This is a genomic window from Curvibacter sp. T50 (genome assembly GCF_057219955.1).
This window is the reverse complement of the sequence record NZ_JBXVVU010000005.1, coordinates 103,035-129,933: the sequence shown is the minus strand read 5'-3', so window position 1 is coordinate 129,933 and position 26,899 is coordinate 103,035. Positions and strand designations below refer to the sequence as shown.

Annotated in this window: 24 protein-coding genes; 14 read left to right on the top strand and 10 right to left on the bottom strand. The window is 68.2% G+C overall.

Annotation, left to right across the window (positions count from 1 at the left end):
• Window positions 1-16: 16 nt before the first annotated feature.
• Window positions 17-1,444 carry a D-alanyl-D-alanine carboxypeptidase/D-alanyl-D-alanine endopeptidase gene (dacB, locus tag AC2EBU_RS15295; RefSeq protein ID WP_484611309.1) on the bottom strand — a complete coding sequence of 476 codons (1,428 nt, stop codon included), beginning with the start codon at window positions 1,442-1,444 and terminating at the stop codon, window positions 17-19.
• A gap of 105 nt (window positions 1,445-1,549) precedes the next feature.
• Between dacB and AC2EBU_RS15290 the strand changes: the two genes are divergently transcribed.
• The 6 genes from AC2EBU_RS15290 (at window position 1,550) to AC2EBU_RS15265 (ending at window position 6,137) form a co-directional block, all read left to right on the top strand.
• Window positions 1,550-2,494, top strand: coding sequence for a DMT family transporter (locus AC2EBU_RS15290; RefSeq protein WP_484611308.1), 945 nt, complete (start codon window positions 1,550-1,552; stop codon window positions 2,492-2,494).
• Window positions 2,495-2,590: 96 nt separating this feature from the next.
• On the top strand, window positions 2,591-3,289 hold the full coding sequence (gene tsaB, locus AC2EBU_RS15285) for a tRNA (adenosine(37)-N6)-threonylcarbamoyltransferase complex dimerization subunit type 1 TsaB (protein WP_484611307.1): 699 nt from the start codon (window positions 2,591-2,593) through the stop codon (window positions 3,287-3,289).
• Window positions 3,286-3,801: a ribosomal protein S18-alanine N-acetyltransferase gene (gene rimI, locus AC2EBU_RS15280; RefSeq protein WP_484611306.1), complete on the top strand. Its 516-nt coding sequence runs from the start codon at window positions 3,286-3,288 to the stop codon at window positions 3,799-3,801. Before tsaB ends, rimI begins: the two co-directional genes overlap by 4 nt.
• A complete protein-coding gene (locus AC2EBU_RS15275; protein WP_484611305.1) occupies window positions 3,798-4,679 on the top strand; it encodes a uracil-DNA glycosylase in 882 nt (293 codons plus the stop codon). The genes rimI and AC2EBU_RS15275 overlap by 4 nt, the downstream gene beginning before the upstream one ends.
• A 73-nt stretch (window positions 4,680-4,752) precedes the next feature.
• Entirely contained in the window at window positions 4,753-5,526 is a 774-nt protein-coding gene (locus AC2EBU_RS15270; protein WP_484611304.1) for an alpha/beta fold hydrolase, read from the top strand.
• Window positions 5,523-6,137: a DUF2939 domain-containing protein gene (locus tag AC2EBU_RS15265; RefSeq protein ID WP_484611303.1), complete on the top strand. Its 615-nt coding sequence runs from the start codon at window positions 5,523-5,525 to the stop codon at window positions 6,135-6,137. The genes AC2EBU_RS15270 and AC2EBU_RS15265 overlap by 4 nt, the downstream gene beginning before the upstream one ends.
• 12 nt (window positions 6,138-6,149) lie before the next feature.
• Here AC2EBU_RS15265 and AC2EBU_RS15260 read toward each other — a convergent pair whose 3' ends face one another.
• Entirely contained in the window at window positions 6,150-7,040 is an 891-nt protein-coding gene (locus AC2EBU_RS15260; protein ID WP_484611302.1) for a DMT family transporter, read from the bottom strand.
• Window positions 7,041-7,102: 62 nt separating this feature from the next.
• On the opposite strand from AC2EBU_RS15260, the gene pyrF reads away from it, so the two are divergent.
• Window positions 7,103-7,972 (top strand): orotidine-5'-phosphate decarboxylase, encoded by an 870-nt coding sequence (gene pyrF, locus AC2EBU_RS15255; protein ID WP_484611301.1) that lies wholly within the window; start codon window positions 7,103-7,105, stop codon window positions 7,970-7,972.
• 15 nt (window positions 7,973-7,987) lie between these two features.
• A complete protein-coding gene (locus tag AC2EBU_RS15250) occupies window positions 7,988-8,605 on the top strand; it encodes a glutathione S-transferase family protein (protein WP_484611300.1) in 618 nt (205 codons plus the stop codon).
• 111 nt (window positions 8,606-8,716) lie between these two features.
• Here the strand turns inward: AC2EBU_RS15250 and AC2EBU_RS15245 are convergent, their stop codons facing one another.
• Complete coding sequence (locus tag AC2EBU_RS15245) at window positions 8,717-9,673, bottom strand: LysR family transcriptional regulator (protein WP_484611299.1); 957 nt, start codon at window positions 9,671-9,673, stop codon at window positions 8,717-8,719.
• Between the two features lie 127 nt (window positions 9,674-9,800).
• On the opposite strand from AC2EBU_RS15245, the gene AC2EBU_RS15240 reads away from it, so the two are divergent.
• Together AC2EBU_RS15240 and AC2EBU_RS15235 are read left to right on the top strand one after the other, a co-directional pair.
• Window positions 9,801-11,405, top strand: a complete 1,605-nt coding sequence (locus AC2EBU_RS15240; RefSeq protein ID WP_484611298.1) for a GMC family oxidoreductase — start codon at window positions 9,801-9,803, stop codon at window positions 11,403-11,405.
• Window positions 11,406-11,433: 28 nt separating this feature from the next.
• Window positions 11,434-13,437, top strand: coding sequence for an alkyl/aryl-sulfatase (locus tag AC2EBU_RS15235; protein ID WP_484611297.1), 2,004 nt, complete (start codon window positions 11,434-11,436; stop codon window positions 13,435-13,437).
• Window positions 13,438-13,473: 36 nt separating this feature from the next.
• Here the strand turns inward: AC2EBU_RS15235 and AC2EBU_RS15230 are convergent, their stop codons facing one another.
• From AC2EBU_RS15230 to AC2EBU_RS15220, 3 genes are all read right to left on the bottom strand, one after another.
• Entirely contained in the window at window positions 13,474-14,589 is a 1,116-nt protein-coding gene (locus tag AC2EBU_RS15230; RefSeq protein WP_484611296.1) for a tetratricopeptide repeat protein, read from the bottom strand.
• Window positions 14,590-14,625: 36 nt separating this feature from the next.
• Window positions 14,626-16,104, bottom strand: a complete 1,479-nt coding sequence (locus AC2EBU_RS15225; protein WP_484611295.1) for a CYTH and CHAD domain-containing protein — start codon at window positions 16,102-16,104, stop codon at window positions 14,626-14,628.
• Between the two features lie 61 nt (window positions 16,105-16,165).
• Window positions 16,166-17,113: a LysR family transcriptional regulator gene (locus tag AC2EBU_RS15220; protein WP_484611294.1), complete on the bottom strand. Its 948-nt coding sequence runs from the start codon at window positions 17,111-17,113 to the stop codon at window positions 16,166-16,168.
• Between the two features lie 131 nt (window positions 17,114-17,244).
• Here AC2EBU_RS15220 and aptA point away from each other — a divergent pair, with 131 nt between their 5' ends.
• The 3 genes from aptA (at window position 17,245) to AC2EBU_RS15205 (ending at window position 20,833) form a co-directional block, all read left to right on the top strand.
• Window positions 17,245-18,621: an omega-aminotransferase AptA gene (aptA, locus tag AC2EBU_RS15215; protein WP_484611293.1), complete on the top strand. Its 1,377-nt coding sequence runs from the start codon at window positions 17,245-17,247 to the stop codon at window positions 18,619-18,621.
• Between the two features lie 10 nt (window positions 18,622-18,631).
• On the top strand, window positions 18,632-19,273 hold the full coding sequence (locus tag AC2EBU_RS15210) for an FMN-binding negative transcriptional regulator (RefSeq protein ID WP_484611292.1): 642 nt from the start codon (window positions 18,632-18,634) through the stop codon (window positions 19,271-19,273).
• Window positions 19,274-19,336: 63 nt separating this feature from the next.
• On the top strand, window positions 19,337-20,833 hold the full coding sequence (locus AC2EBU_RS15205; protein ID WP_484611291.1) for a CoA-acylating methylmalonate-semialdehyde dehydrogenase: 1,497 nt from the start codon (window positions 19,337-19,339) through the stop codon (window positions 20,831-20,833).
• Window positions 20,834-20,971: 138 nt separating this feature from the next.
• Here the strand turns inward: AC2EBU_RS15205 and cuyA are convergent, their stop codons facing one another.
• The 4 genes from cuyA to AC2EBU_RS15185 form a co-directional block, all read right to left on the bottom strand.
• A complete protein-coding gene (gene cuyA / locus AC2EBU_RS15200; RefSeq protein WP_484611290.1) occupies window positions 20,972-22,009 on the bottom strand; it encodes a D-cysteate sulfo-lyase in 1,038 nt (345 codons plus the stop codon).
• A 71-nt stretch (window positions 22,010-22,080) separates the two neighbouring features.
• Window positions 22,081-23,610, bottom strand: a complete 1,530-nt coding sequence (locus AC2EBU_RS15195; protein WP_484611289.1) for a M81 family metallopeptidase — start codon at window positions 23,608-23,610, stop codon at window positions 22,081-22,083.
• Entirely contained in the window at window positions 23,607-24,734 is a 1,128-nt protein-coding gene (locus AC2EBU_RS15190) for a M14 family metallopeptidase (protein ID WP_484611288.1), read from the bottom strand. The genes AC2EBU_RS15195 and AC2EBU_RS15190 overlap by 4 nt, the downstream gene beginning before the upstream one ends.
• 8 nt (window positions 24,735-24,742) lie before the next feature.
• Window positions 24,743-25,738: a Bug family tripartite tricarboxylate transporter substrate binding protein gene (locus tag AC2EBU_RS15185; protein ID WP_484611287.1), complete on the bottom strand. Its 996-nt coding sequence runs from the start codon at window positions 25,736-25,738 to the stop codon at window positions 24,743-24,745.
• A 91-nt stretch (window positions 25,739-25,829) separates the two neighbouring features.
• Between AC2EBU_RS15185 and AC2EBU_RS15180 the strand changes: the two genes are divergently transcribed.
• On the top strand, window positions 25,830-26,888 hold the full coding sequence (locus tag AC2EBU_RS15180; RefSeq protein WP_484611286.1) for a GlxA family transcriptional regulator: 1,059 nt from the start codon (window positions 25,830-25,832) through the stop codon (window positions 26,886-26,888).
• Window positions 26,889-26,899: the final 11 nt, after the last annotated feature.

The window sequence follows — 26,899 nt, the reverse complement described above, 5'->3', positions numbered from 1 at the left end:
CGGCGGGCAGGTGGGCTCAGCGGTCGCGGATGACCCAGTCGAGCAATCGGTCGAGTGTCGGGCGCGCGGCTGCCGCCTGCGGGTGATTGATGATCGCCACCACGCTGTAGCGGGTGCCGCTCTGGCCGGTGGCGAACCCGGCAACGGCAGCAACATCGCGCAAACTGCCGGTCTTGATTCGGGCGTTGCCGATGGCGAGGGCTTCGGGCTGTCGGTCGCGCAAACGGGCCATGGTGCCATCGACGCCGGCGAGCGGCAACGAAGCCTCGAAGACCGCGCCGTGGGGGCCAGCCGCGGCTCGTTCCAGCAACGCACCCAAAGACGCGGCGCTGGAGCGTTCCAGCCGCGACAGGCCAGAGCCGTTTTCGATGTGAGGTTCGCCGTCCGGGGCAAACCGCTGGCGCCACCAGTCGCGCAGCCGCTGGCGCGAGCCATCGAAACTGCCGCGCCCGCCGGTCTGGGCCGACAAGGTCAGGAACACTTGCTGCGCCATGACGTTGTTGGAAAACTTGTTCACGTCGGCCACGATCTCCGACAGGGGCAGTGACGGCTGGCTCAGCAGCAAACGCGCCGAGGGAGGAGTTGCCCCCTCGCGGACCCGTCCGTACAACTGGCCGCCGATGGCGCTCCACATGGCGTGGACCACCCGGGACGCGTAGGTCTGGGGTTCGACCCAGGCCACAGGCCAGCTGCGCTCGCCGCACGTTGCCGGATAGCTGCCGCCGAAGCGTACCTCGCGCGGATCCGAGAAGTCGGCCTGCAGCTGGCCGCGCCAGTCCCCACAAGGTCCCGACGCCAGCCGGACGTTTGCTGGAATCGTAACGCCGGCAATTGGCGGTTCGTGTGCCACGGTGGCCAATGCGCCGTCCGGTGTCGGCGTAAAGCGAAAAATCAAGGACTTGAAATTCACCAGCAGCCCGTCGGGCGCCGTGTTGTAGGGGCGCAGTGGTTCATCATCGAACCGGGCCGGGTTGTGTGGTGGCAACGCGAAGACGCTCGCGTCCAACACGATGTCGCCTTGTATTGCCAGAATTCCTGCAGCCTGGATTTGCCGTAGCAGGGCGTCGAGCCGCTCCAGCACCAGTTTGGGGTCGCCACTGCCTTGCAGGATCAGGTTTCCCCGCAACACGCCGTCTACGACAGGTCCGTCGACCCAGACCCGGTTGGACCAGGTGAAATCCGGCCCCAGCATGTCCAACGCGGCGTAGGTGGTGACCAGCTTCATCAGTGACGCCGGGTTCATGGCCACCTCCGCACGGTGTCGAATCCGGTCGCGGCCACGCGGGCTCGCGCCCGCTGCGGTGGGCAATTCGCGAACCAGCACACTCACCGCGCCAGGCGGAACCCCCGCGCGGGCCAACGACTGCTGCAACTCCGGCGGCAACGCTGCTGCGGCGCCTGTTGCAGCCAGCACCATCAGACTGCCGACCCAAGGGAGCAGCATTCCGGGACGGCGGCGAGATCGAACAGGGTGACGCATGGCCCATTGTCGCCCACCCGGGTCGTGCAGGTGACCGGCCCGCCATTGGCACCCCGGGATAATGGCCGCATGCATGTGCCTGCCCGCGTGGTCGGACCGGTGGCCGCGGTGGTCACGGTCCTGATCTGGTCGTCTTTTATCGTCATCGCGCGCCAGTCCGCCCAACACGACCTGACCGCCCTTGATATGGCGCTGGCGCGGATCGTCGGCGCCTCACTGGTCCTGCTGCCTCTGGGGTGGTGGCTGGCCCGGCGCAAACCGGCCACCGCGTCGTTCGGCGGCCTGTCGCCGTTGCCGGCCCGTACCACGGTGCTGGTCGGCTTCTTTGGCGGCTTGCTGTATGCCTTGCTTGCTTACGCGGGGTTCTTCTATGCTCCCGCGACCCATGCGGCCGTGCTGATGCCCGGAAGCCTGCCATTGTGGACGGCCTTGCTGGCCGCAGTGGTGTTGCGCGAACACCTGAGTCCGGCCCGCCTGACCGGGCTGGCCCTGATTGTCTTTGGGGATCTGATGGTGGGTGGGGTCAGTCTGCTGCAGGCGTTTGACGGCGGGCAGGTCTGGCGCGGCGATCTGCTGTTCATGACCGCCGCTTGCTGCTGGGCGACCTACAGCGTTCTGGCGCGGAAGTTTGCGCTGGATCCCGTCCGTGCGACCGTCGCAATCACCGTATTTGCCTTTCTGGCCTATGTGCCGGCCTACCTGGTCGCCGTGGCAACCGGGTTGGTGAACAGCGGGCTGGGCGAGGTCCCGGCAAGGGAGTGGATTTTTCAGGCCGCGTTTCAGGGCGTGGGGTCGGTGGTGGTCGCCGGCATGACGTTCACCCAGATGATTCGTCACTACGGACCGGTCCGTTCCACCATGATCACTGCGCTGGTGCCGGCCCTGTCGGCACTGGGTGCGGTCTGGTTGCTGGACGAGCCGCTGCACTGGAACCTCTTGCTGGGCCTTGGGCTGGTGACTTTGGGCATTGTGGCTGGCGTGGGAGGGTGGCGCAGGGGCGCAAGCGGGCGTTGACCGCTGCGTGGCCGCGCGTGCAGCAAGCGCGTTGCGCGGTCGCCACCGCGCGGACGGCCGTTTTCGCGACAATGCGGTTTCCGAGTTGCTACTGCCATGCCCATTCTTGCCCTTGAAACCAGCACCGACAGCCTGTCCGTCGCCTTGTCCGGCGGCGCGGACTGCCCGGCCGAGGGCTGGGTTCATCAGGCGGCTGGAGGGCCCGAGGCCTCGCGGATCCTGATCCCGGCGGTGCTCGATCTTCTGGAGCGCAGTGGCCAGCGCCTGCAGGACCTGCAGGCCATTGCCTTTGGCGCTGGCCCGGGCTCCTTTACCGGTTTGCGCACCGCCTGCGCCGTCGCGCAGGGACTGGCCTTCGGGGCCGGCCTGAATCTGCTGCCGGTCGACACTTTGTTGGGTCTTGCCGAGGCGGCCCGGGCGCGGACCGGCGCGCGCCGCGTCCTGGTGACGCTGGACGCCCGCATGGACGAGGTCTACAGCGCCGTGTGGACGTTTGACGGCGGACAATGGAAATGTGAGCGCAAGCTTACATTGACAAGCCCGGAAAATGTTGTTCCTCCTTGCGATGGCGAATGGCTGATGGCCGGCAACGCGGCGGCGGTGTATGGTGCCCGACTGCCCTGCGCCCCGGCGGAACTGGAACTGCGGCCCGATGCCCGTGCGCTGCTGCGACTGGCGCCCGCGCTGCTGGCGACCGATTCGGTCCCTCCCGATCGGGCGCTGCCACACTATGTTCGCGACAAGGTGGCCCGGACCACCGCCGAGCGCGAAGCTGCTGGAGCCACCACCAAATGAACGGGCCCGAGACCGCATTGGTCCAGGCCGCTCCGCCGCCCGTCACCGGGGGTGTGCTGGAACCCATGGACGCGGCGAACCTGGACGCTGTCTTGCGCATGGAACAGTCGGTTTACAGCCATCCTTGGACTCTGGGAAATTTCGTCGATGCCCTGGCTTGCGGCTACGAAGCCCGGTGCCTGATCCTGAATGACGAATTGGCCGGTTACTTTGTCGCCATGAAAGGCGTCGACGAGGTGCATCTGCTCAATCTTGCAGTCGCGACCGCCTATCAGGGTAAAGGCTGGGCGAGGCTGTTGCATGATGCGCTGGCCCGTTGGGCGCGCGAACAAGGCGCTGGCTGGATCTGGCTGGAGGTGCGGGTCGGCAACCTGCGGGCGCAGGCCTTGTACGAATCGCTGGGCTACCGGCGCCTGGGTCTCCGGCGCGATTACTACCCGGCCGGCGGGGGGCGCCGCGAAGATGCGGTTGTCATGAGCCTGCACATCGCCGCCGGGGAGTCGATGCCATGACGGTCGGACTGGACGATCGCCAGCGCGCCATGCTGGCCGAGATGGGCGTGCGGATCTGGTGGCCTGCGCAAACGTCCCCGCCGCAGGAGGCGCCGGCGACGATTGCCGAGGCAGGACCGAACTCGCCGGAAACTATTAAAAGAATAGCTGAAAAAGACCCTGTTGCGCTGGGTATTGGCAGAAAAGGCCTGATTTCTGCGCCGGCGGACGCCCCGCCGGCGCCAGCAGCCCCGATGGGGCCCGACGTTGGTGTGGTGAATGGTCTGGACTGGCCGGAGCTGGAGACGGCCGTCGCCGCGTGCCGTGCCTGTGGCCTGTGCGAGCGACGCAGGCAAACCGTGTTCGGTGTCGGCGACCGGCAGGCCGATTGGATGGTCATCGGTGAAGCGCCAGGGGAACAGGAAGACCTGCGCGGCGAGCCGTTCGTCGGCCCGGCCGGGCAACTGCTCGACAACATGCTGCGCGCCGTGGGTTTGTCGCGGACCGCCGGCCCGGCCGACGCACCGTCGGCGGGTGGCGTCGCGCCGCCCCTTTCGCCGGCGGGGGTCTACATTGCCAACGTGCTCAAGTGCCGCCCACCCGGCAACCGCAACCCGCAGCCCGATGAAATGGCCCACTGCGCACCTTACCTGCGCCGGCAGATTGCCCTGGTGCAGCCGCGTCTGATTCTCGCCATGGGGCGTTTTGCGGTGCAGTTCCTGCTCGACTCGACCGAACCGATCGGGCGGCTGCGGGGGCAGGTGCATCGCTATGAAGGCATCCCGGTGGTGGTCACCTACCACCCCGCCTACTTGCTGCGCAATCTGCCCGACAAGGCCAAGGCCTGGGCCGATCTGCGTCTGGCGCTCAAGACGCTGCGCGAGGCGTCCGGCGGCTGAATGGCTGGCCAGGCAGCCCGCAGCGTGTCATGATTTCGCCGCAGCCCTCGGCAAAAAAAAGGAGAACCACCCCATGAACATGCGACACGACGCCCAGGTCATCGGCGCCGGCCCGCGCAAGGTCATCTGCCTGCACGGCTGGTTCGGCCACGCGCGCGGCTGGGGGCCGCTGGTGCAGCACCTGGACCAGCAGGCCTTCAGCTACGCCTTCATGGACCAGCGCGGCTACGGCCACCGCAAGGGCAGCGGCGGGCCCTACACCATCGAGCAGATCGCCTACGACGCGCTGGCGCTGGCCGACCAGCTGGGCTGGGAGCGTTTTGCGCTGGTGGGGCATTCGATGGGCGGGGCCGCCATCCAGAGGGTGCTGGCCGACGCGCCCGCGCGGGTGCAGGCGCTGGTGGGCCTGACGCCGGTGCCCGCCAGCGGCGTGCCGTTCGACGACGCCGGCTGGGCCTTCTTTTCCGCCGCCGCGCAGGACGCCGGCACCCGCCGCGCCATCCTGGACCTGACCACCGGCAACCGCCTCACCGGCGTCTGGCTGGACCACATGGTGGCGCAGTCGCTGGCCCATTCGGACGTGGAAGCCTTCGGCGCCTACCTCACCGCCTGGGCAAAAACCCCGTTCGCCGAGCGCATCCAGGGCCACCCGGTGCCCGTGCTGGTGGTGGCCGGCGAGCACGATCCGGCCCTGGGCGCCGACACCTGCAAGGCCACCTGGCTGCAGCACTACCCCAACGCCCGACTGCAGGTGATGGCCAACGCCGGCCACTACCCGATGGACGAAACCCCGATTGCCCTGGCGTCGGCCATGGAAGCGTTTCTCCGTGAGGTGATGCCCGGGTGAGCCGCACCAACGAAGCCTCCGAGCCGCCGGCATCGTCGGCGTTGCGCGACCCATGGGCGCGCTATGGCCTGGCCCTGCTGCTGGTCTGCCTGGTGTTGCTGGGCGTCGGGCTGGTACGGGGGCCGGCCGAAACCGTGGGCGCCATCCGTGACGCAGGCGCCCGGCGTGACGCGGCGGCATTGGCCCGCCTGGTCGACGAAGAAGCCCTGGGCCATAGTCTGGGCCGGATGGTGTTGCAGCAAATGGGCGGCGCCATGACCGACGACAGGACCAAGGACAAGGAACTGCTCAAACAGTTTGTTGTCGCGGGTGCCATGACCCAGTCGCTGGTGCGAACGCTGATCGCGCCCGAAGGTCTGGAGGCGCTGGCCAGCGGGCAGATCGGCCCCCGGTTGAGCCCGGACCGCCCTGTGGCACAACGCGTTGCGGTGGAGTGGATCAGTTTCTCCCTGGCCAAAGCGACGCTGGTGTCGGCGACCGGCGACGACCTGATGGTCTTGCGTTTCCAGCGCCAGCGGTTGAGCTGGCGCCTGGTGGGGGTTGAACCGCCACCTGCGCCGGTGGCGTTGCCCGCCCCTGGCGGACGGCCGGTCGCACCGTCACGGCCGTGAACGGCGCCGTCTTCACGAGGGACGGGTTTTGCGCGCCGGCCACAGGACCGAGGCGATGGCCAGCACCATCAGCCCGACCGCCGCCCAGTCCTGCCAGTGCAGGATTTCTCCCAGACCCAGTGCGCCGCTGAATACGCCAACGACCGGGATCAGCATCACGCTGAGGGTCGACGCGACCGGTGGCAGGCCCCGGGCGAGGCTGAACCAGGCGGCCTGGGCAAAGACAAAGACGCCCACCGCGTTATAGAGGACCGCACCCCAACCCGCCGGAGCGGGCCAGCGCCACTCGGCCCGCTCCAGCGCAAAAGCCAGAACCGTCATGACCACGGTGGTCACCGCCGTCATCCAGAAGGAAATGGCCAGTGTCGGCGCCGGCAGGCTGGTGCGGCGCAGCATGCGGGTGCCCATGGCCCAGGTCGCCGCAGCCGTCAGCATCATCAGTACCCCGACCGGGCGCCCGGCCAGCTGGGTCAGTTCATGCCACAGCAGCAACGCAACCCCCAGCGCCGCAGCGGCCACTCCGGCCCAGCCGCGTGGCGCCAGGCGGTCACCCCAGAGCCAGGCACCCAGCACCGCCGAAAAAATCGGCATGGTGTAGCCCAGAATGGCTGCCCGTCCGCTGGACAGGGACTGGACCGCGACAATGGCCAGCGCGTGCCAGCAGATCATGTTGAAGAAGGTCAGCTTCAGCAGTTCCGGCCAGTGGGCGCGGGCCATCGTGAATGGCACTTTCATGACCACGAGTACACCCGCCAGCAGAGGCAGGCCCAGCCACATGCACAGCGTGCGAAAGGTCAGCGGCGGGTAGCCGGTGACCCCCAATTTCATCACCGGCCAGTTGATGCCCCACACCAGGGTGAGGGTGACAAGCAGAACCAGCTGCTGGCGGGTGAGGGTGGGCATGGTGCCGATGGTAGCGGCGCACACGCCGGCGCGGCGGCGGCCCGGGTTCTTAGAATCGCGCCATGACCTTTCTCGACCAACTGGGCGCGGCCGCCGCGCGCAATGCCTCCATGCTCTGCGTGGGCCTGGACCCCGAACCACGCAAGTTCCCCCACCGCCTGCGAGGCGACTCCAACAAAATCTACGACTTCTGCGCCGCCATCGTTGACGCCACGGCCGAGCTGGTGATCGCCTTCAAGCCGCAGATCGCCTACTTTGCCGCCCATCGTGCCGAAGGCCAGCTCGAACGCCTGATGGAGCACATGCGGCGGGTCGCGCCGCAGGTGCCCATCATCCTGGACGCCAAACGCGGCGACATCGGCTCCACCGCCGAGCAGTACGCCATCGAGGCGTTCGAGCGCTACGGCGCCGACGCGGTGACGCTGTCGCCCTTCATGGGTTTCGACTCGGTGGCGCCCTACCTCAAATACGCGGGCAAAGGGGCCTTCCTGCTGTGTCGCACCTCCAACCCCGGCGGTGATGACCTGCAGGCCCAGAGGCTGGCGTCCGTCGACGGCCAGCCGCTGCTGTATGAACACGTGGCCCGCCTGGCGCAGGGCCCGTGGAACCTCAATGGCCAGCTGGGGCTGGTGGTGGGTGCCACCTACCCGGCGGAGATCGAGCGCGTGCGCACGCTGGCGCCCACGCTGCCGCTGCTGATTCCGGGTGTCGGCGCCCAGGGCGGTGACGCCATTGCCACGGTGAAGGCCGGCTGGCGCGCCAACGGGCCGATCATCGTCAACTCCTCGCGTGCGATCCTGTATGCCTCGTCCGGCGACGACTTTGCCGACGCGGCGCAGCGCGAGGCGCGTCGCACCCGCGACCTGCTGGAGGCGGCGCGGGTCGCCGGTGCCGCGGCCGGCGGGCTCGCGCTTTCACCTGCCGCTCAATAAGCTCAAAGGATTTCGATGAAGCTCTACAGTTCCGCCCGTGCGCCCAGCCCGCGCCGTGTCTTGATGTTCCTGGTCGAAAAAGGCATCACCGGCATCGAGATCGTCGAAGTCGACCTCAACGCCCAGGAACATCGGGCCGAGGCCTTTCGAGCCAAGAGTCCGCTGGCCAAGGTGCCCGCGCTGGAACTGGACGACGGCCGCGTGCTCACCGAGACCCGCGCCATCTGCACCTGGCTGGAAGGTCGCTACCCGCATCCCAACCTGATGGGGGTGGACAGCGATGAGCGGGCCTTCATCGAAATGGCCGACCGGCGTGTCGAGTTCTACCTGCTCGGCCCGATCGCCCACTGCATTCGCCACACCCACCCGGGCCTGGCGCCGCTGGAGCAGCCCCAGTTTCCGGATTACGGCCGCGCGCAGGCGGCCAAACTGCAGGACGTCGCGGCCTGGTTCGACCAGGTGCTGCAGCAGCAGCCGTGGATCGCCGGTGAGCGATTCACGGTGGCCGACATCACGGCGTTCTGCGCCATCGAATTCGCCCGACTGATGAAGTTCAGACCGGCCGACCAAGGCTTTGCGGCGCTGCAGGCCTGGCGTGACCGCGTGGCCGAGCGCCCCAGCGCACGGGCGTGAGCGTCACGTACTATAAATATAGTAGCTAAAAGCGACCTTTTTGTGCTGGGTATCGGCGGTTCTTATTGAAAACCCGCCCGCGGGGACCTTGGGGCACGACGCAGGCGGTGGTCAGGGCCGCCCGCTTGGTCCGGTCGCGCCGGGGCGGGCAGGCCGATCCGGGGGGCATGCCGCGATTTCCTGGTCGTAGGCCGATTGCAGGGCCAGAAAGCGCGCGGCTACCGGCGAAACGGTGCGTGACTTCAGCCAGGCGCAGGCAAAACGCACCCGCAGACCCAGATCAAGGTCGCGCAGCAAGAACAGGTGGTTCGAGGCCAGTTCCCGGGCGACCATGAAGCCGGGCATCATCGACACCGCATCGCTGTGGCGCAGCACGTCCTTGAGCATGCCGGAGAGGTCACATTCGACCGCCAACGCGCTTCGGCCACCCCGTTCCTCCGGCGACGCATTCGGTCGCAGCGACCGGATCATGTCCCTCTGTGCGGCCGTGAGGCTCGGGCCGACCAGCGGATACCGGAAGACGTCGTCGACCGCCGGAGCCAACCGCCGGGTGAGCGGATGCTCCGGCCGGCAAACGACCATCAGTCGATGTTCGCTCATTGGCAGGACGGCAAAGTCCTCCATCTGCTGCACCTGGCTGACCTCGAGCACAATCAGATCGACGTCGCGCGCCCGGGCGCGGTCGGCCAGCTCTTGCCAGGGCGCCATGATCGCCTTGACCCGCAAGCCCGGATGCGCCCGGTTGAGCTGACCGATGGGCGCCCCGGCCAGGGCCGAGCCGCCATATGGCCCGACCCCGATACGCAGTTCGCCCAGCTCCAGCCCTTGCGCCAGCGCGATGTCGCGTTCCAGGTCGCGGGTGGCTGTATCCAGTCGGCGGCCGTGGGACAACAACAGTTGCCCTACGTCGGTCGGCACGATGGCACCCCGGTTTCGTTCCACCACCGCGGCACCGACGCTGGCCTCCAGCGCCTGGATGCTGCGCGATAGCGCTGGCTGGGTCAGGTGGACCGCTTCGGCAGCCCGGCTGAAGCTGCCGTGTTCAACCAAAGCAATGAGATGGCGCAATTGCCGCAGTTCCATAAATGAGTGAAGTTCATTAAGTCAATGCTTCGAATGCATTGGACAAATACTACGTCCGGTTCGATCATCCGGCAACCGCCCTCACAGAAGGTCGGGTGATTCAGGAGACTCCATGACCCCCCAGACATTCGATTACGTCATCGTCGGCGCCGGCTCGGCCGGCTGCGTGCTGGCCGCGCGGCTGAGCGAAGACCCGAACGTGACGGTCTGTCTGCTCGAAGCCGGCGGCCCCGACAAGAGCGTGCTGATCCATGCGCCCGCCGGCGTCGTGGCCATGGTGCCCACCAGGATCAACAACTACGCTTACGAGACCGTCCCGCAGCCCGGCCTCAACGGCCGCAAGGGCTACCAGCCGCGCGGCAAGACACTGGGCGGCTCCAGCTCGATCAACGCGATGCTGTACGTGCGCGGCAACCGCTGGGACTACGACCATTGGGCGGCGCTCGGCAACCCCGGCTGGAGTTATGACGACGTGCTGCCGCTGTTCAAGCGCTCCGAGCACAACGAGCAGTTCGCCGACGGCTTCCATGGCCAGGGCGGCCCGCTGAACGTGACCTACCAGGCGCACCAGAGCCCGGTGAACGACCTGTTCCTGCAAGCGGCCGCTGTCAACGGCCTGCCCTTGAACCCGGACTACAACGGCGCGGAGCAGGCCGGCGCCTTCCAGTACCAGGTCACGCACAAGAACGGCGAGCGTTGCAGCGCGGCCAAGGCCTTCCTCACGCCCAACCTGTCGCGGCCCAACCTCCAGGTGATCACCCACGCTGTGTCGGCCAAAGTGACGCTGGAGGGCCGGCGCGCCACCGGCGTGGCCTACCACCAGGGCGGGGCTTTGCAGACGGTGCAGGCGCGGCGCGAGGTGATCCTGTCGGCGGGCGCCTTCGGGTCGCCGCAGTTGCTGCAGCTCTCGGGCATCGGCGCGGCCGCCGACTTGCAGAAGGCGGGTGTGCCGGTGATGCACGACCTCCCGGGCGTGGGCAAGAACCTGCAGGACCATATCGACTATGTGCAGACCTGGCGCGTGCCCAGCCACACCGACACCTTTGGCGTGTCGCTGCGCGGTTCGGCCCGGCTCACCGGCGCGATGCTGGAATGGAAGAAGCAGCGCACCGGGATGGTCACCAGTTCCATCGCCACCTGCGGGGCTTTCTTCCGTTCCGCGCCCGACGTGGCGGTGCCGGACTTGCAGCTCGTTTTTGTGCTGGGCATTGTCGACGACCACGCGCGCAAGCTGCACCTGGGCCACGGCATCTCCTGCCACGTCGACCTGCTGCGCCCGCACAGCCGGGGCACGGTCCGCCTGGCCAGCCCCGACCCGCACGACGCGCCACTGATCGACCCGAAATTCCTGTCCGACGAACGCGACCTGCCGGTGCTCGTCAAAGGCGGCCAGATGCAGCAGCGCATCCTGGAATCGAAACCGTTCGACCCCATCCGCGGCCCGATGCTGTACCCGGTGCGCGCCGACGACGCGGCCGCCATGGCGCAGGACATTCGCAACCGCGCCGACACCCAGTACCACCCGGTGGGCACCTGCAAGATGGGGCCCGACAGCGACCCGATGGCGGTGGTGGACGCACAGCTGCGCGTGCGCGGCATCGACGGCCTGCGGGTCGCCGACGCGTCCATCATGCCCACCCTGATCGGCGGCAACACCAATGCGCCCACCATCATGATCGGCGAAAAGCTGGCTGACCTGCTGCGTTCCGACGCCTGATCCCCTGACAACCCGAAAAGGAGACACCATGACAATTTCCAGTGATTTGCGCCGCGCACGCGATGTGTTTGCGCTTTGCGGCCTGGCAGCGGCGCTCGCGGTGGGCCTGGGCGGCTGCTCCCGCGGTGGCGGCAGCGCCGGCGTCGGCGGCACGGCGTCCGACGCCAGCCCCACGGTGGTGCAGGCCAATGCCGCCATGGCGAAAAGCCTCAACCTGGCGGACGGCCTGGACATGGAAGAGGCCAAGCGCGGCTTCATCGCCAGGCCCACGGGTCAGATCAAGGCGGCTGACGGCACGGTGCTGAAAGACTTTGACGCCTACGCCTTCCTGGATGGCGCCGCGCCGCCCACCGTCAACCCCAGCCTGTGGCGCCATGCCCAGCTCAACGCGCAGGTGGGGCTGTACAAGGTCACCGACGGCGTCTACCAGCTGCGCGGATTCGACATCGCCAACCTCACCATCATTGAAGGCAAGACCGGCCTGATCCTGGTCGATCCCCTCACGGCCAAGGAATCGTCGTCGTTCGCCCTGGAGTTTGCCCGCAAGCATCTGGGCAACAAGCCGGTGACCGGTGTGATCCTCACCCATGCCCATGCCGACCATTTCGGCGGCATCCTGGGTGTGATTACGGCCGAAGAGGTGCAGGCCCGCAAGGTGCCGGTGGTGGCGTCCTACGGTTTCATGGAAGAGGCGACCAGCGAAAACATCATGGTCGGGGCGGCCATGGGTCGCCGCTCGATGTACCAGTTCGGCAAGAACCTGCCGCGCAACGCCAAGGGCAATGTAGACACCGGGCTGGGCAAGGATGTGGTTTATGGTTCGCTGGGCATCCTGCCGCCCAACTGGATCATCGTGAAATCGCGCCAGCCGATGGACATCGACGGCGTCCATTTCGTCTTTCACAACCAGCCCGGGGCCGAGTGTCCGGCGGAAATGACCTTCACGCTGCCCGACAAGAAGCTCTACAACGGCGCCGAGAACCTCAGCCGCACCATGCACAACCTGCTTCCGATCCGGGGTGCCAAGGTGCGCGATGCGTTGCTGTGGTCCCGGTACCTGCAGCAGACACTCGACGATCTGGGTGACACCGAAATCTTCATTGCCCAGCACCACCACCCGATGTGGGGCAAGCAGCGCATCCGGGAATTCGTCACCGTGCAGCGCGACCTGTACAAATACACCCATGACCAGACCGTGCGCCTGATGAACCAAGGGCTCAATGCGCGCGAAATCGCCGACCGGATCACGCTGCCCGAATCGATCGCGAAGCATCTGCATTCGCGCGGTTACTACGGCGACCTGCGCCACAACGTCAAGGCGGTGGTCCAGTTCTACCTTGGCTTCTACGACGGCAACCCGGCCAATCTCGACCCGCTGCCACCCAGCGAGGCGGGCAAACGCTACATGGCACTCATCGGTGCCGACAAGGCGGTCGCCGCCTCCCAGGCGGCCTTCGACAAGGGCGACTACCGCTGGGCGGCTGAACTGCTCAACCATGTCGTCATGGCCGACAGCAGCCACAAGGCCGCCAAGGAACTGCTGGCCCGGACCTACGACCAGATGGGTTACATGAGTGAAGCCTCCACCTGGCGCAATGCCTACCTCACCGGAGCCATGGAGCTGCGCGAAGGCCCCCCGACCAAAGGCATCTCCAAGGCCACCATGCTGGACATGCTGGGCCAGGTGCCGACCGAGCGTTTCCTGGAGGCCATGGCCGGCGGCCTCAACGGTCCGGACGCCGTGGGCAAAGACCTGAAGATCAACCTGGTGCTCACCGACACCCAGGAAAAATACCTGCTGTGGATCGAGAACGCGGTGCTGCATTTCAAGCGCGACGCGCAGGCCGCAGACGCCAACGCGACGCTGTCGCTTACCCGTCCCATCCTGGTCAAGATGATCGCCGGGGTGGCCGGAGCCAAGGACACCCTCTTGAGCGATGACCTCAAGGTGACGGGCAGCAAGATCGATCTGGTGCGTTTTTTCACCCTGATCGACAAGGCGCCGGGCACTTTCCCGATCGTGACCCGCTGAGGCGGCCTTCCCGCGCCGGCGGGCCGCGCAGCCGGCTCAGGTCGAGGGAGCTTGCAGCACCCAGTACTGCCCGGCCACCGGACGTTTCTGGTCTTCGCGCAGGGGGCCGCGTTGCGCCGACAGCACCCGCAGGCCGTGGCGGGCGGCCAGATCGCGCACATAGGCCTCGGCGTGGGCGTACCGCAGGCTGGGGCGCAACACCAGGCCGCCGGCTTCCGATGGGTCCGGCGTCTCGACACTGAACGCCAGCACACCGCCGGGGACCAACACACGCCGCACGCCTGCGAACACCGGCTCCAGCGCGCCGACGTAGATGAAAACATCGGCCGCCATGACCAGGTCAAAGCGTTGCCCGGTCGCGTCCAGCCAGGGCACCAGGTCGGCGTGTTCCACCACGTCGTAGTGGCCGCTGGCTTGCGCACGGCGCACCATGCCCTCCGCCAGATCCAGTCCCACCAGGTGCTTCGCGGACGGACGCAGCAGGGCGCCGACCAGTCCGGTGCCGCAACCCAGGTCGAGCACCGCCTTCCAGTGCCCGGCTGCCGGCGCGGGCAAGGCGGTCACCAGGCGTTCGGGTGCCTCGTAGCGCAAGGCCTGTACCAGGTGGGCACCAAATTCATCGGCGTACTCGTTGAACAGCTGGGCCACGTAGTCGCGCGGGGCGGCCTGCGGAACGCCATCGGCTGTGGCGCCGCTGCCGGCCAGGTAATAGTCCAGCAGTGTGGCATCACCACCCAAGGCGCGGGCGCGGCGAAAACTGTCGGCGGCCGCATCCAGCCGGCCCAGTTCGCGCAGTGCGCTGCCGCGATGGACCCAGGCGTCGACGGCCCGGGGGTCCAGTTCCAGAAGCCGGTCCCAGGCCGCGACCGAGGCCTCAAGCTGACCCAGCTGGGCATGGGCGCCAGCCCGGTGGAACCAGGCGGCTGGGTCCTCGGGCTCCAGTGCCGTGACCTGTTCCAGCAGGTTCATGGCCTGCCTGGGCTGGCCCAGGCGCATGCGGGTGATCCCCAGATTCAGCATCACCGAAGGCCGGCCGGGTGCCAGTTCGAGCGCGGCCTCGAAGTGGCGTGCGGCCTCCGGCAGCCTGCCGCTCTCGAACGCGGCGAGGCCGTCGAGAAAACAGGCGCGCGCCTGGGTCAGGGAATCCGTCATGAGTGCAAGCTTACTGTGCCTTCGGCGGTGTGCGCGTCAGAGGGCCTCACCCAGTGCCTCGCGCAATTGCCGCAGCATGCGGCCCATGCGGCGGTGGACGCGGTCTTCGTGCCGCGCCAACACCCGGTCCAGTCCCGAGCCGGCGGCGGGCGCGAGGCGTTCGCGGGCCAGGCACAGGTCGTTGAAGTGGCCCAGCACCGATTGCGCCCGCACCAGCACCGGCATCCAGCGGGCGAGCGCTCGGGCCCGGCGCGGACTCACCAGGGCACCGAGCATGTCGAGGGCGTAACGGGCCTTTTTGACCTCGATACGCAACGCGTGCAAGCTTGGCGCGTCATGCGGGCGAACCGCCGCCAGGCTGCGCACCAGCCGCTGGCGCCGGCCCTCAAGGCGCTCGCGGGCGAAGCGGCGCAGCCGCCGCTCCGACGCCGGCAGCCGGCTGTCGGGCAGTTCACCCAAAGCCTGCCCGAATGCCAGCAACGGGCCGGCAACTGAAGTGGGTTCCGCGAGGCGGCGCAACAACAGGCGGCGTGCGGCGGCATCGGCCCGCACCAGGCGGGCGGGCCAGGTGGCGCCGGACTCCGCCAGCAGCGGCCAGACCTCCAGCGCCTGGACATCGGCATCCCGCACCGGTCCCAGCCAGGCGCCGAGTGTGCGCCACTGGGCCGTCCAGTGCTGCACCCATGCCGGGTCCAGCGCCGGCGCGAACACGCGCAGGGCTGCCCGCAGCCGCCGCAGTGCCACCCGGGCCTGATGCACCAGTTCCGGGTCCTGGACACCGGCATGCAGTGCATGCAGGTTGCTTTGCAGCGCGGCCAGCGACGGCTGGGCCACGCTGACAAAAGCGGCCACCGGCGTGTCACCGTGCGCGGCGACTGCGCCGGCGGGTGTCGCTGTCTGGTCGGGACTCTGGGCCAGCGCATAGGCCCGCTCGGCCTTGCTGGTTGCGCAGGGGAACAGGGGCGCCGCACTCAGCAAGGCCCGGGCTGTCTGGTGCAATGCGTCGGGCGGCCCATCGAGCAGTTCGAGCTCCAGTTCCAGCAAGGGGTGTGCCACAGGCCGGCCGGCGGTTCCGGTGCAGATTTCACCCTCGTCCAGTGCGATTTCGACGGTGGCGCCGCCGTGGCGCACAGTCCAGGCATGGCGTTGGAAGTCGGTGCGAAATACGGGCCGCAGATCGGCTCGCCGCTGCGCGAGCCAGGCGGCCAGCTCGGTGTCATCGACCAGGGCAGCAAAGTCGAATTCCCCGGCCCGCGTCGGCGCCTCCCATTCGCCCCGACGGGACAGGCCTCCTACCGTCGTTCCCGCCGTCTTTACCGTCAACAGCAAACGCCTGCCGGCGCGCCGCTCCCGAACCGCCATGCGGTTCTTGCGCAACTGGTGGTCGGATGTGTCGTAGTAGGTGTTCACCAGCCGCTGGCGAACGGGTTTTTCCGCTGCCAGCAGCGGATGCCCTAGCAGTCCGGGCAGATCGCTTGGGGCCAGCAGCAGCTTGAGTTCGGTTTCCCGGGCCATGGTGTTGTGCAAGGTCGGAGGCGGTGCGGCGAGTCTGCCTGTTGCCACGCAAAAAAGCCAGTCATGCGCGATCGCGCGGCGGTTCATCGCTGTGGGCAGCGGTCAGACATTCGCGCAGCAACTGCGTCACCCGCGCCGGGGCCGGTGCACGGCGGGTGATGGCCGAAAAGCCGCAGTGATAACGCAGCAGATCGGGCTGCAGCGGCCGTATCTGGCCGGTACGGACGAAGGCGTCGGCATAGTGGTCGGGCAGGAAGCCGACAAAACGCCCGCTCAGAATCAGTGTGGCCACCGACTCCTGGTCGAATCCGGTGGCTGCGCGGCGCAGGCGCTGGCGGTGGGTCAGTTCCATATTTGGGGAGTGGTAGCCCAGGCCGGCAAAGGCCAGGTCCTGCAGGTCGGCCCAGCCCAGGCTTCGGCGCTCGGCGCTGAACAGCGGGTGGGCTGCGCCGCAGTACAGCAGCATGGTTTCGTCAAAAAGCTCGTCATAGACCAGGCTGTCGGAGCGCCGGTGCTCGGGGATGATGCCCAGCTGGAACTGCCCGTCCATGACGCCGCGTTCGATGGCGTTGAGGGTGGCAACATGCAAATTGAGCTGGACTTCCGGCGCCGCGTCGTGGAAGCGGGCCACCGCCTGCGCGATCCGGGCGGACGGGTTGCTGGCGGTCTTGTCGAACACCGCCACATGCAGCTCACCGCCCATGCGCCGGTGGATGTCGTCCACGCTGGCGCGAAAGCCGTCGGTGGCGGCCAGCAGGCGCAGCGTTTCGGCGTGGATACGCTCGCCCTCGGGCGTCAGCGCAAAGCCGCCTCTGCCGCGCCGGCACAGGATCAGGCCCAGCCGGGTTTCCAGGTCCTTGATGTGGCGGCTGATGGTGCTGGTGGCGATATTGAGCTCCAGTTCTGCCGCGGCCATACCGCCACACTCCACCACGGCACGAAACACGCGCAGCAGGCGGATGTCCATATCGCTGATCTGGCCCAGCACGGCGCGATTTTTTACTTGCATTGTTTATCAACTTTACATGGATAAATCGCACTTCGTGCCAGTAACAAGTCTGCTGACAATCCCGATTCCCTGCGCTTTCGAGCCGCGTCGAGCGGATCGCCGGCGGTTTGTTTTCCTGAAAGGCTTCCACCATGGACCTGACCGATTCCCAGCGCCTGCAGGCCGGCGCCATCCGCACCGATGCCGACTGGCTGGCCGCGCACTGGATGCCGTTCACCGGCAACCGCAACTTCAAGGCCGCGCCGCGCCTGATGACGGGCGCCCAGGGCGCCTACTACACCGACGCCGACGGCCGTCGCCTGTTCGACGGCCTCTCGGGCCTGTGGTGCACCGGCCTGGGCCACGGCCGGCGCGAAATCGCCGAGGCGGTGGGCCGCCAGGCGGCGCAGCTGGACTACTCGCCCGCCTTCCAGTTCGGCCACCCGCTGTCGTTCGAGCTGGCCAACCGCATCGTTGAACGCATGCCCGCCGGGCTGAACCGGGTGTTCTTCACCGGCTCGGGCTCCGAGTCGGCCGACACCGCGCTGAAGATGGCGCGTGCCTACTGGCGCACCAAGGGCCAGGCCAGCAAGACGCGCCTGATTGGCCGCGAAAAGGGCTACCACGGCGTGAACTTCGGCGGCATCTCGGTGGGCGGCATCGTCGGCAACCGCAAGACCTTCGGCCAGGGGGTCGAAGCCGATCACCTGCCCCACACCCAGCCGCCGGCAGGCAGCTTCTTCCGCGGCCAGCCGCCGGCCGAGGCTCAGGGCGCCTACCCCGGCGCCGCGCTGGCCGACCGCCTGCTGGACCTGATCACGCTGCACGATGCGTCAAACATCGCCGCCGTCATCGTCGAGCCGTTCTCCGGCTCGGCCGGGGTGGTGATTCCGCCGCTGGGCTACCTGCAGCGCCTGCGCGAGATCTGCACCCAGAACAACATCCTGCTGATTTTTGACGAGGTCATCACCGGCTTCGGCCGCGCCGGCGCCTGGACCGGCGCCGAGGCCTTCGGTGTCACGCCCGACATCCTGAACATCGCCAAGCAGGTGACCAACGGCGCCCAGCCGCTGGGCGCGGTGATTGCGAAGCAGGAGATCTACGACACCTTCATGGACGCGGGCGGGCCGGACTACATGCTGGAATTTGCCCACGGCTACACCTACTCGGCCCATCCGGTGGCCTGCGCCGCCGGCATTGCCGCGCTGGATCTGCTGGCCAGCGAAGACGCCATCGGCCGCGTGCGTGCGCTGGCGCCCCGCTTCGAAGCCGCCGTGCATGGCCTCAAGGGCGCGAAACACGTGCTGGACATCCGCAACTACGGCCTGGCGGCGGGTTTCACCATCGCACCGCTGCCCGGCGAGCCGGCCCGGCGCCCCTACGAGATCGCGATGGCCATGCTGGCCAAGGGCTTTTACGTGCGCTACGGCGGCGACACCATCCAGCTGGCGCCGCCCTTCATCAGCACCGAGGCGGAGATCGACCGGCTGCTCGACGCGCTGGGCGAAACCTTGAACGCCACGGTCTGACGCCCGCCCGATGTCCCAGTACCAGCCTGCCCACTTCGTCGAAGCCGACCCCGTCCGTCAGCATGCGTTGATCCGTGCCTGTCCGTTGGGCACGCTGATCACGCGCGGCGCCGACGGTGAGCCGGTGGCGGATCGGGCGCCCTTCTGGCTCGATACCCCCGAGGGCGCGCCCGTGCGCCTGCGCGCCCATGTGGCGCGGGCCAATCCGCTGTGGCGCGTCCACCCGGCCGAGCGCGACGTGCTGGTCGTGTTCCACGGGCCTGACGCCTACATCTCGCCCAACTGGTACCCCGGCAAGGCCGAGCACGGCAAGGCGGTGCCCACCTGGAACTATGCGATGGTGCAAGCCCGCGGCAGCTTGCGGGTGGTGGATGGCGATACCGACTGGCTGCGTGCGCTGCTGGAACCACTGACCGACCATCACGAAGCCGACCAGCCCCGCCCCTGGCGCATGGCCGACGCGCCACCGGACTACCTGGCGGCGATGTTGCGTGCCGTGGTGGGGCTGGAAATCAGCGTCACGCAGCTCAGCGGCAAATTCAAGCTCAGCCAGAACCAGCCGCCGGCCAACCGCGAGGGTGTGCGTGCCGGGCTGGCCGCCAGCGCAAAACCACTGGCCGCCAGCACCCTGCACTGGATGCCACCGGACTGACGCTGACGATTTGGCGCGGCCACCCCCTTTCTATTCCGATCGTTGACATTTTTCTGATTCCTCATGACCACCATCCTCCACCTCATCAACGGCCAGCTGGTGCCCGGCGGCAGCCGCAGCCAGCCGGTCTACAACCCCGCCACCGGCGCCGCCATCCACGAGGTGTCGCTGGCCGACACCGCCACGGTGCAGCGCGCCATTGCCAGCGCCGAAGCCGCGTTCCCGGCCTGGCGCAACACGCCGCCGCTCAAGCGCGCGCGGGTGATGAGCCAGCTGAAGGTGCTGCTGGAGCAGAACGCTGAACGCATCTGCGCGCTGATCACCGAAGAACACGGCAAGGTGCTGGCGGACGCGCTGGGTGAGCTGCAGCGCGGCATCGAAAACGTCGAATACGCCAGCTACGCCCCGGAGCTGCTCAAGGGCGAACACAGCCGCAACGTCGGCCCCGGCGTCGACTCCTGGAGCGAGCTGCAGGCGCTGGGCGTCACCGCCGGCATCACGCCGTTCAACTTCCCGGCCATGGTGCCGCTGTGGATGTGGCCCATGGCGGTGGCCTGCGGCAACACCTTTGTGCTCAAGCCCTCCGAGCGTGACCCGTCGTCCGCGCTGCTGATCGCCGAGCTGGCGCTGCAGGCCGGACTGCCGCCCGGGGTGCTGAACGTGGTCCACGGCGACAAGGAAGCGGTGGATGTGCTGCTGACCGACCCGCGTGTCAAGGCCGTCAGCTTTGTCGGCTCCACGCCGATCGCTGAAACCATCTATTCGGTGGGCTGCGCGCACGGCAAACGGGTGCAGGCGCTGGGCGGCGCCAAGAACCACGCGGTGGTCATGCCCGACGCCGACATCGGCAACGCGGTCAGCGCGCTCATGGGCGCGGCCTATGGTTCGTGTGGTGAGCGCTGCATGGCCATTCCGCTGGTGGTGGCGGTGGGCGATGCCACCGCTGACGCGGTCATCGCCGGCCTGAAGGCCGAGATCGCGAAGATGAAGGTCGGCCCCGGCACCGCGCCCGGCATGGACATGGGCCCGCTGGTCACGAAGCCGCATTTCGAGAAGGTGAAATCCTATGTGGACCAGGGCGTGGCCGAGGGCGCCACGCTGGTGGTGGACGGCCGCGGCCTGACGGTGCCCGGCCATGAAAACGGCTACTTCCTCGGCCCCTGCCTGTTCGACCAGGTCAAACCCGGCATGGTGATCTACCGCGAGGAAATCTTCGGCCCGGTGCTTGGGGTGGTGCGGGTGGCCAGCCTGCAGGACGCGATGGCGCTGATCGACGCCCACGAATACGGCAACGGCACCTGCATCTTCACCCGCGACGGCGAGGCTGCCCGCTTCTTCACCGACCACATCCAGGTCGGCATGGTGGGCGTGAACGTGCCGCTGCCGGTGCCGGTGGCGTACCACTCGTTCGGCGGCTGGAAACGCAGCCTGTTCGGCGACCTGCACGCCTACGGCCCCGACGCCGTGCGCTTCTACACCAAACGCAAGACCATCACCCAGCGCTGGCCCAGCGCCGGCGTGCGCGAGGGGACGGTGTTCAGCTTCCCGAGCAGCCGCTGAGCCCGGACGGCCCGCAGTCGGCGGCCGGACTGCCGTAGGGCCGGTTTTTCACCTTTTGTGCGGAAAAACCGCCAATACCCAGCGTAAAAAGGTCGTTTGTTGCTATAAAAACAGGATGATTCCGGCGCGCTTGGCGCCTCAGTCCGCCACCGGCGCCTGCCCCAGCACCTCCCGCGCATACGCAAACAGCGACGGCAGGCCGCCGGTGTGCAGGAACAGCACCTTCTCGCCCGGTTGGAAGTGCCCCTGGCGCGCCAGGCCGATCAGGCCGGCCATGATCTTGCCGGTGTAGACCGGGTCCAGCGGAATCGCCTCGGTGCGGGCCAGCAGTTGCACCGCCTCCACCATCTTCGCGTTCGGCACCGAGTATTTGGGCTGCCAGAAGCCGCCGACACAGGTCACGTCGTCCGGTGTGACGCTCAGGCCCAGCCCCAGCAGGTCGACCACCGCCTGGGCTTCCTTGATCACCAGCGGCTGCTGGTCGGCCGGGTCGCGGCTGACGCCGATGCCCACGATGGGCACGTCGATGTGGTTGCCCAGAAACCCCGCCACCAGCCCGCCGTGGGTGCCGGAGCTGCCGCTGCCCACCACCAGCCGGTCGAAGCGCAGGCCCTGGTCGAAAAACTGCTGCTGCATCTCCTGCGCACAGGCCACATAGCCCAGCCCGCCGACCGCGTTCGAGCCGCCGCCCGGAATGATGTAGCCCTTGCGGCCCTGCGCGGCCAGTTCGTCGGCCACCTGCTGCATCGCGGGCGCCATCGGGCTGCCGCCCGGCACCACGGTGATCGCCTCCACCCCCAGCAGTCGGAACATGAAGTGGTTGCCGCTGCCGTGTTCGTCGTAGCTGCCGGCCACGCGCTCTTCGATGACAAAGCGGCACTGCAGCCCTTCCTTCACGGCCGCCGCCAGTGTGATGCGGCAGTGGTTGGACTGCGGTGCGCCGCAGGTGATCAGCGTGTCCGCGCCCTGCGCCAGCGCGTCGGCCACCAGAAATTCAAGCTTGCGGGTCTTGTTGCCGCCGGGGAACAGCCCCAGCATGTCGTCACGCTTGATCCACACCTCCGGTCCGACGCCGCCGGGGCAGCTGGCCGCCAGCGCGGCGGAAAAACGCGGCATCGGCTCGATGGGCGTGGCAAACGGGGTGTAGTGGCGGCGGGGAAAACGGGAAAGGTCCATGGCGGCAAGGTCTCCAGAAAAAGGGTTGTGTAGCCTGACAGAAATCGGACCTGTTTGCAGACACGGCCATGTCAGGGCGTGGCGCCAGACCAGGTGGCGTCGGGGTCGACCGGGAACACCGGGCGCGGCAGGCGGGTCCACGGCAGGATGGCCAGGTTGGGAGTGGTCAGGCCGGGCGCGTCCACTTCCACGATGCGCCCGGGTGGTGCGAACTGGTCAAAGCCGGCGCGGAAATGGCCCCGGCTTTTGGCGACCAGGATCCGTGCCTGAGACAGGTCCTCGCCGAGGGTCTTGAGCTGGGCGGGATCGAGCAGCTGCTGGCGCAGGCTGACCACCGCGACACGCACCCCGCCCAGATCCAGCAAGGCAGAGGGGCCCATGCGCTGGGCGATGCCGCGCAGCATCCCGCGCTCGCCAGTGAAGCGGCCATCGCTCACGGCCAGCACCGTGGCCGGGTGGTCGAAGGGCTCTGCAAAGGCGCCATTCGCCCGTCGGTTGAAGCGGGCCGTGAAGCGGGCTCCGGGGGCCAGCGCGCACGCCTCGGCGGCCAGTGCCGCGTCGGTGAACACCCCCAGCACCACGCCCTGTGCGTTGGCCTGCAGCAGCGCGCGCAGAAGTGTCACGGTGTTGCCGCCGCCGCCGCCGCCGGGGTTGTCGCCCACATCGGCCAGGATCAGGGGTGGTCCGTCCCGTCCGGCGGCGACGGCCATCGCCACGGCCTCGGCCAGTGGCGTCAGGCGGGCAGTGAACTCGGCGCGGGCCGCCCACACGGCTTCCGCCAGTCGTCGGGCGGTCTGGCGTCCGGCACCGGACGCTCCCTGGCGTGTGGTGACGACCACCGCGAATCCGCACTTGGGGCAATCGGCCAGTGCAAAGCCACCGCACAGCGAGACATTGAGGATGTCGTCGTCAATCGCTTCCTGGCCCAGTGCAAGCAGCCGGTCGTAGACCGTGCCGGGTGCGATCAATTGCGCTGGTGCGGGCGCCACCAGCGGCAGGCGTTCCAGCACGACGGTGCCCGGACCATTTCGCCAGAACTGGTGCATCAGCCCTGCTGCTTCGGCGCCGCGCTCGCGCAGATCGACGTGCGGGTTGGTGCGGTAGGCCACGAAGCCGCTCAGCGCGTCAGTCATGCGGCGGGACACGTTGGTGTGCAGATCCAGCACCGCCACGACCGGCACCGCCGGGCCGACCAACGCCCGAATCTGCGCGAACAGAACACCATCGGGGTCGTCGTTTCCGGTGGTCAGGGCCGCGCCATGCGACGAGATGAACACGCCGTCCAGGGGGCCGGCCGCGCGCAGTCTGGTCGAGATGTCGTCCAGCAGCGCTTCGAACCAGCCCTGCTCGGCCGGTCCACCCGGACAGGCCGCAGCCAGACGCAGTGGAACCGGCTCCCAGGGCCCCAGCGCATCCATGGCGGCAACGAATCCCACCGTATCGCCCAGCAGCCGGGGGGGGTCCTGGCGCAGGGCGTCTCCCAGCGCAGTGCCGGCAAGGTCGCAGGTACCGTTGAAGTCTTCGCCGGTGGTCACCGGCGCCCAGCGGTTGCATTCCAGAAAAAAGCCACACAGGGCCACGCGAGGTGGGGCGGGATTCATGGCGCCAAGGCCTCCTGCTGCAGCCCGGCCAGGGTGGCGGCGTACAGATCCATTGCACGGTCGAAACAGCGCCGCCGCCAGGCTGGCGTGTCGACATAGAAGGCGTCGCGCACCAGAGCCCGGACGGCATCCCCCTGTGCCGAAAGCGGCTCGCCGCGCTGGTGCAACCAGTTGTCGGCCACCAGCGCCTGCAGCACCACGTCACCTGGTCGTGTACCCACCTCCAGCGCCGCCGCCACCACCAGGGCACGCGGGCACCAGCGCTGAAAGGCCATGCGCACGTTGCCGTCGATCACCTCGGATTCGGACTCGCCCAGAGCGGTGGCGGTCACGTCGGCACCCCACCAGGCGCGGGCGCGCGCCAATGCGGGTGTCGCCGGCTCATGGCGGCAGATGATTTCGGTGTGTCCCTGCGGGCCCAGGCCGGTGTGGTGGTCGAGCACCGCGATCACCCGCGCGAAGCCGAGATGGGCCTCGACCAGCGCCTGCAGGGTTTGGCAGGACCAGCTGGCCGCGGCACCTCCGTAGAAAACGCCATCCGGGTACTCATACTGGCCGCCGGTGATCGCGCGTGTGACCCGTCGTGGGCCCAGCTCGCCCATCAGGCGGGCGAGTTCACCCTTCAGGACGTCGGCCGTCCGGGCGTCCCAGACGGCCGGCAGCGACAGGTCGTGGACCCGCCGGTAGTCGTGGTTTTGCGGCGGGGGCGTGGTGTGGTCAATGGCGTTTCGGTTGATGTCGATGTTGTCGGCATCCACCCGCCGCACCCAGGAAAAGCCCCAGGGGTTGACCGCGTGGACCAGTGCGACGGCGGTGTCCGGCGGCAGGGGCTCAAGCCCTGGCCCTTTGAGCCAGCCGCTCTGGCAGCCACTGCCATACAGACCTTCGACACCGTGGGTGCCCGACAGGCTCAGCAGCACACGGCGGGCGTCCCGCGGGCCCAGCCAGGCCAAATCGGAGGCGAGTCTTTCGCCCAACAGGCCGGGCAGGGGGTGGGGGTAAGCGGTCAGCGTGGCACCGGCGCTTCGGGCCGCGTCCAGAAAACGCTGGCGCGCCAGTGGGTAGTCCGGCGCAAAATCCACAGCGCCTTCCTCGGCGGGAGCGACTGCTTGGGGCAGTGTCACGTCGCTGCCTATTCGGGCTTGATGCGGGCCGTGACGGGGCGGTAGCGGGCCTGTTCCGCCGCCAGGAACGCGCTGGCCTGGGCGGGGTTCATCAGGCCTGGCAGGTCGGAAGCCAGCCGGACTCGGGCGGCCTTCATCGCCGGCAACATCAGTGCAGTGTTGATGGCGCCAGACACTTGCTCCTGTACCGCCACCGGCGTGCCCTTGGGCGCCAGAACCAGCGCCCAGACGCTCATCTCCATGCCCTTGAGTGCGGCGGATTCGGAAAAAGTGGGCACCTCCTTCATGGCCTCGACGCGGGCCGGCGCCGAAATCCCCAGCGCCTTGACCCGCCGCGCCGCCACCATGCCCGCGACGTTGGCAGCCGTGGTGATGCCCATGTCGATCTGCCCGCCGATCACGTCACCCAAAATCTGCTGTCCGCCCCGATACGGGATGTGGACGATGAACAGTCCAGCCTTGTCCTTGATCGCCTCGCCCATGACGTGGGCAAACGAGCCGATGCCCGCCGAGCCGAAGCTGTACTTGCCCGGCTGGCGACGTATGAGTGCCACCAGCTCTTCCATGGTATTGGCCGGGAAATCCGGACGCACGACGACCACGATGGGCGAGCTGCCAGCCAGCGCGATGGGTTGCAAGTCCTCGGGCCGGTAGCCCACCGCCGGGTTGATCATGGGCACCAGCAGGGTCTCGCTCATGCCGCCGTAAAGCAGGGTGTGACCGTCGGCGGGTGAGCGGATCAACTTCTGCATCGCCAGTGCGCCCCCGGCGCCGGGCAGGTTTTCGACCACCACCGTTTGCCCGAGCAGCTTGCCGATTTCCGGCGCCAGCATGCGCGCCCCCACATCGGACGAGCCCCCGGCGGTGAAGGGCACGATCAAGGTCAGCGTGCGGCTTGGAAAAGCCGTTTGGGCCAGCGTCGGCGTGGCCATCAGGGCCGAGACTGCGCCGACCCATTGACGGCGCGTCAGCAAACGGGAGGGCGGGAGCAGCGGTTCGGTCATGGGGTCTCCTGAGGATGAGCGGTTTCAACGTGTCACGATGGCGCCAGCGTAGGCAATCCGGTCAGTTTTCGAAAGTGCAAATAATGTCAAGATGCGTGCGATGGATGCCAACACGACTCCGGTCCGGATTGAACTGCTGGGTGGCCCGGGCAGTGCGACCGGTGTACTCGCTACGGTGCTGGATCTTCTCAACACCGTCCAGGCGCTGGCATCGATGCGGCAGCCCGTCGCCGGCCCGGTGATGCGCTGGCGTTGTATCGGCCCGGATGGCGCACGCGCCGATCCGGGGCTGGCCGTTCGGTCCTGGCCCTTGTTGCCCCGGCCGGGGTTTTCCGGGCGGCCCGATCTGGTGGTGCTGCCCGGCTGGCATGTTTACAGCGGGCCGGCGCTTGACGAGCGTGTCGGTGCCTATGGTGCGGTCGGGCCGCGCCTGCGCGACGTCCATGCGCGCAGCGGGCAGCTGGTGGGCATCGGCAACGGTGTGGCACTGCTGGCCGCCGTGGGCTTGCTCGATGGCCGTGAAGCCGTGGCGCCGTGGGCGTTCGTGCCGCTGGCGGCCCGTCATGCGCCAGACGCGCGCTGGCAGCCCGACCGGCCATGGGTCGGCAGCGACCGGGTCTGGACCTGCGATTCCCCCGTTCTGGCGACCGAGCTGGTCCTGCAGGCCCTCGGTTGTACGCCTGTGGCTGACCTGGCCGCCACGGCGGCCGACGCGCTGCTGCACCGGCCGGACCGCCAGCAGGTGGCCGCTGGCCTGGTGTCCGAGCCCACGCCGCGGCGGGTGCCGGCTGGTGCGGTGGAGCGGGCGCGTCGCTGGCTGGAGGCCCATCCGGCCGCGCCGTATGACGTCACGGCCCTCGCGGCCGAGGCCGCCACCAGCCCGCGTACCCTGTTGCGCCATTTCGAGTTGGCCCATGGCCAGTCACCACACGCCTACCAGCGGGGCCTTCGGCTGGCGCGCGCCCGGGTGTTGCTGGAGACGACCTACCTCACGGTCGAGCAGGTGGCGCAGGCCTGCGGATATGGCGACGTGGGCACCTTTCGCCGCCTTTTTCGTGCCGAATCGGGGGTGTTGCCCGCGGACTGGCGCGAGCAGCATCGGCTGCGCACCAACCACCGGCGCTGGAGCGGGCCGTTGACACCGACCTGAGGAAACGAGCC

What these genes read in the sequence shown, in the direction of transcription:
- AC2EBU_RS15185 (WP_484611287.1), bottom strand. Translation starts at nt 25,738, where the DNA reads ATGACCGAACCGCTGCTCCCGCCCTCCCGTTTGCTGACGCGCCGTCAA.
- dacB (WP_484611309.1), bottom strand. Translation starts at nt 1,444, where the DNA reads ATGCTGCTCCCTTGGGTCGGCAGTCTGATGGTGCTGGCTGCAACAGGC.
- AC2EBU_RS15270 (WP_484611304.1), top strand. Translation starts at nt 4,753, where the DNA reads ATGAACATGCGACACGACGCCCAGGTCATCGGCGCCGGCCCGCGCAAG.
- AC2EBU_RS15220 (WP_484611294.1), bottom strand. Translation starts at nt 17,113, where the DNA reads ATGCAAGTAAAAAATCGCGCCGTGCTGGGCCAGATCAGCGATATGGAC.
- aptA (WP_484611293.1), top strand. Translation starts at nt 17,245, where the DNA reads ATGGACCTGACCGATTCCCAGCGCCTGCAGGCCGGCGCCATCCGCACC.
- AC2EBU_RS15260 (WP_484611302.1), bottom strand. Translation starts at nt 7,040, where the DNA reads ATGCCCACCCTCACCCGCCAGCAGCTGGTTCTGCTTGTCACCCTCACC.
- tsaB (WP_484611307.1), top strand. Translation starts at nt 2,591, where the DNA reads ATGCCCATTCTTGCCCTTGAAACCAGCACCGACAGCCTGTCCGTCGCC.
- AC2EBU_RS15275 (WP_484611305.1), top strand. Translation starts at nt 3,798, where the DNA reads ATGACGGTCGGACTGGACGATCGCCAGCGCGCCATGCTGGCCGAGATG.
- AC2EBU_RS15210 (WP_484611292.1), top strand. Translation starts at nt 18,632, where the DNA reads ATGTCCCAGTACCAGCCTGCCCACTTCGTCGAAGCCGACCCCGTCCGT.
- AC2EBU_RS15235 (WP_484611297.1), top strand. Translation starts at nt 11,434, where the DNA reads ATGACAATTTCCAGTGATTTGCGCCGCGCACGCGATGTGTTTGCGCTT.
- AC2EBU_RS15240 (WP_484611298.1), top strand. Translation starts at nt 9,801, where the DNA reads ATGACCCCCCAGACATTCGATTACGTCATCGTCGGCGCCGGCTCGGCC.
- AC2EBU_RS15250 (WP_484611300.1), top strand. Translation starts at nt 7,988, where the DNA reads ATGAAGCTCTACAGTTCCGCCCGTGCGCCCAGCCCGCGCCGTGTCTTG.
- AC2EBU_RS15180 (WP_484611286.1), top strand. Translation starts at nt 25,830, where the DNA reads ATGCGTGCGATGGATGCCAACACGACTCCGGTCCGGATTGAACTGCTG.
- AC2EBU_RS15205 (WP_484611291.1), top strand. Translation starts at nt 19,337, where the DNA reads ATGACCACCATCCTCCACCTCATCAACGGCCAGCTGGTGCCCGGCGGC.
- AC2EBU_RS15225 (WP_484611295.1), bottom strand. Translation starts at nt 16,104, where the DNA reads ATGGCCCGGGAAACCGAACTCAAGCTGCTGCTGGCCCCAAGCGATCTG.
- AC2EBU_RS15290 (WP_484611308.1), top strand. Translation starts at nt 1,550, where the DNA reads ATGCATGTGCCTGCCCGCGTGGTCGGACCGGTGGCCGCGGTGGTCACG.
- rimI (WP_484611306.1), top strand. Translation starts at nt 3,286, where the DNA reads ATGAACGGGCCCGAGACCGCATTGGTCCAGGCCGCTCCGCCGCCCGTC.
- AC2EBU_RS15230 (WP_484611296.1), bottom strand. Translation starts at nt 14,589, where the DNA reads ATGACGGATTCCCTGACCCAGGCGCGCGCCTGTTTTCTCGACGGCCTC.
- pyrF (WP_484611301.1), top strand. Translation starts at nt 7,103, where the DNA reads ATGACCTTTCTCGACCAACTGGGCGCGGCCGCCGCGCGCAATGCCTCC.
- cuyA (WP_484611290.1), bottom strand. Translation starts at nt 22,009, where the DNA reads ATGGACCTTTCCCGTTTTCCCCGCCGCCACTACACCCCGTTTGCCACG.
- AC2EBU_RS15195 (WP_484611289.1), bottom strand. Translation starts at nt 23,610, where the DNA reads ATGAATCCCGCCCCACCTCGCGTGGCCCTGTGTGGCTTTTTTCTGGAA.